This window comes from Escherichia sp. E1130, assembly GCF_005781065.1.
Lineage (GTDB): Bacteria > Pseudomonadota > Gammaproteobacteria > Enterobacterales > Enterobacteriaceae > Escherichia.
This window is the reverse complement of the sequence record NZ_VATL01000055.1, coordinates 1-3,197: the sequence shown is the minus strand read 5'-3', so window position 1 is coordinate 3,197 and position 3,197 is coordinate 1. Positions and strand designations below refer to the sequence as shown.

At 46.5% G+C, this 3,197-nt stretch carries 2 protein-coding genes and 1 pseudogene; 1 reads left to right on the top strand and 2 read right to left on the bottom strand.

The genetic code is table 11. From position 1 onward, the window contains the following. Positions 1-72 precede the first annotated feature (72 nt). Positions 73-517 (top strand): annotated as a pseudogene (locus FEK66_RS25000) (winged helix-turn-helix domain-containing protein); the annotation flags it as partial. Positions 518-726: 209 nt separating this feature from the next. On the opposite strand, the gene FEK66_RS24995 reads toward FEK66_RS25000, so the two are convergent. Both FEK66_RS24995 and sopA read right to left on the bottom strand, forming a co-directional pair. After that, positions 727-1,686, bottom strand: coding sequence for a ParB/RepB/Spo0J family plasmid partition protein (locus FEK66_RS24995; RefSeq protein WP_135495640.1), 960 nt, complete (start codon positions 1,684-1,686; stop codon positions 727-729). Further along, complete coding sequence (gene sopA, locus FEK66_RS24990) at positions 1,686-2,852, bottom strand: plasmid-partitioning protein SopA (protein WP_135495641.1); 1,167 nt, start codon at positions 2,850-2,852, stop codon at positions 1,686-1,688. The genes FEK66_RS24995 and sopA overlap by 1 nt, the downstream gene beginning before the upstream one ends. Between the last annotated feature and the right edge of the window lie 345 nt (positions 2,853-3,197).

Genomic DNA, 3,197 nt, shown 5'->3' with positions numbered 1-3,197 from the left:
TGCTCATCCTGTTGATCTCCCCTCTCTCAAAGAGTTTAGTCTCCAGGATTCCCGGGGCGGTTCAATCACGGCTGTGCCCGTTCATCTGTAGGACGCAGGATTAACTGGTTTACGTTATCAGGTGTTGAAGGCCTGAAATCTTTACCCGCAGGACGTTCACGCCGCTGGCCAGTTGAGCATATCTGTACACTGTAACGTGAACTGGTAAAGCATTCTCCCGGCGATTTTGGTTATCAGCGCTCACGCTGGAGCACGGATCTGTTGGCTATAAAAAATATAGTATATAACCGGGTGTCGATTACATCCAGAAACCGTCCGTCGCTGGTTGCCAGCCGCAGGGCTGGTGTGGCACAGAGCTGCACCAACCCTGTGCATCCGGGACCCGCATAAAGATGAAAAGATGGCGGCAATCCACAAAGCGCTGGACGAATGCAGTGCTGAACACCCGGTCTTTTATGAGGACGAAGTGGATATCCATCTCAATCCTAAAATCGGTGCAGGATGGCAACTGCGCGGGTAGCAAAAACGCGTGAGTATTGAAGATGTTCTGCCTGTTATCCCAGATTTCCGGGAAGGTTCAGAGTTGCAAATGGGACCGTGGTCCCGGGTGGTAATCGTCCCCCAGATTGGTAAGAGGGACCATGGTCCCAGGCGGTGATGTGGCAACAGACCTCATTCTCTGCTCGTTAAATATGGCTTTACCATTCCTGTTGGGATCTGATACCTTCATTTCAGCTTTTTCAGAATAGCTTCAATTTGTTCAAAACATTCTGCAGGTAAACGGCTTCTGTCGAGATTAAGAATAACTTTATCCCCTTTATACAAAGCAGTCGCCCCCGGTGCATACTGATGGCGAGAACCCAGATTTTCACGAGTTGACGTAGTTTTTTTCAGAACAGATGTAAGTAGCGAAATAACTTCATCCGCTTCAAAAATCACACCCGCTTTTTTTTGGTCATGAAGCTCTGCGGCCTGTTTTTCGAGAATACTTTCTTTACCCGAAAAAGCCTTAAGAAGCGATTCTCCGGCCCGAGCCGACAGCTCGCCCGGGTGGGAGAAGAGTGAAATAACAGACTTGGGAAGGCGGGCTGTGTTTAAACAACGGGTTATAATCTTCCGGGAAATATTTTCTGCCTCAGCCAGAGCAGAGATATTGCCTGCAAACTCCTTTTCAAGTCTCTCGCCATAACGCTTACCGCGTTCATAAGCACTGATGGGACGATAGTCATTACCCAGGCGGGACAATGCTGACATCTGTTCATCATCAAGATCACCAACCAGAATACGATAATCAGTGGCAGTCAGAATAGCAGCTTTCCGACGGCGACTTCCGTCTGCAACCTCAATGATATTTGCTACCCGGCGTCCGAAGGCTGGTGTCTGCTGTCCCGTCAGAAGAAAAGAAGGGATCAAATCATCAAGAGCATCCTCAGTCAAAAGCTCCTGATCCCGTTCGTTACCTGACCAGATACTGGACATTTCTTCAATTGAGTTGCCAGGAATGGATTCGAGTATGAATTTAACCTCGCGCCCACAGACCGGAAGAGAAATTGTATTCCCCCGGGCCATTGCACCAACCCTGGCAATCAGAGCATCAACCATTGGCGCTGCAGGTCCTGGAGATTGTTCGGTATCAACCAGTGCGGTTTTCATCATATTTTTCGGAATGACAGGTGCACGCTTCATTATCTGATATCCCAGCGAGGTTTAATCAACCGATCAAAAATTTCATTACAAACAGGTTCCCAGATAGAAAGGGCATTTCGCCATGCGCCCGTGGAAGAACGTTGGTCAATGGCTTGTTCAAAAACCGTTCTCATACGGATCTGACCTTTACCTACTTCGTCTGTTTCTCGGACAACATTCTTCAGCACCATTCCGCCCCATGCATCCCTGATTTGCTCTTCCATCCATGGGGACTGTGAACCATTATTATTACTGTACTTGGTAAGAAGAATCCGGACATCGGGCTCAAATCCCTTCAGATCCACGTTTTTCAGCAAATCACGAAGCATGTCAAAAAACTGAAGGGCAGATGTATAATCAAACAGCTCAGCCGGAGTCGGAACAATCAGCACATCAGCTGCACATACCACATTAATGGTGCCAATTCCCAGATTTGGAGCACTGTCTATGACGATGACATCATAATCATGGGCAACCGTTTCAATAGCCAGACGTAACATAAGGTGTGGATCTGTTGGCAGTTTGCCTTCGTCAAATTTCCCCATGAGTTCAGTTTCGATGCGATGTAATGCCAGGCACGAAGGAATAATATCCAGCCCGGGCCAGCAGGTTGATTTAATCGCGTAACTTACATCATCTTTCTCCCCGAGATAAAAAGGGAGGAGGGTGTCTGCAGCATGAATATGAAGATCCGGTACCCAGCCGTGATACATGGACGCTGTACCCTGTGGATCATTCCCCTCAACGAGCAGGATACGTAGTCCTTTCAGGGCAAGATGCTGTGCCAGATGAACAGAAACAGATGTTTTGTAAACACCACCTTTATGGGCAGCGACTCCAATAACGGGTGGGAACGAGTCTTCAGAACGCCGTAAACGGGTTCCAAAAACATCTCTCATATGGTTGATTTGTTCGATCGTGTAGCCGACGCGTTGTTCCACTCTTCCCCGTGTTTCCATATCGGGGTGTGGAAGTCGACCGGCTTTCTCCGCATCCCTGATCGCCTGAGAGGAAACGCCAACTAAATCAGCAGCTTCTCCGATTCGCCAACGGCGGGTTATTTTTCGTGCCTCCGGACTGTCATCATTAAACTGAGCGATAGCTATCGCTTTTGTCATCTCGTGACCTGCTGTAATGCACTGGTCAAGTGTATCCATTAGTCCCATCTGAACATCCTTTAATCATAACTTTTCTCTATTTTAATGAATCTTGGAGTTTAATGCAAAGATAAGGAAAAAATGCAAAGTTGTTCACATAATTGTCGTAAAGATGCTGTGATATGAGGCAAGTGCATACTTCAGTAAATATAAAGATAAATTGCTGCTGACTTAATTAAGTCAGCAGCAATTTATCTTTATATAACATGTTGTTAAAATTATTCCGAACAATACATATTGACTCCGTTATGTGAAATATTCACTGATGTATGCAAGTTTTAGTACCACCGGTGATGATATGAGCCGTTGTTTATGGATACTGACACACTATCTGTTTGTTCTGGTCAATTTAAA

Excerpts from the sequence above, each read along its gene's own strand:
- FEK66_RS24995 (WP_135495640.1), bottom strand. The coding sequence starts at position 1,686 with ATGAAGCGTGCACCTGTCATTCCGAAAAATATGATGAAAACCGCACTG.
- sopA (WP_135495641.1), bottom strand. The coding sequence starts at position 2,852 with ATGGGACTAATGGATACACTTGACCAGTGCATTACAGCAGGTCACGAG.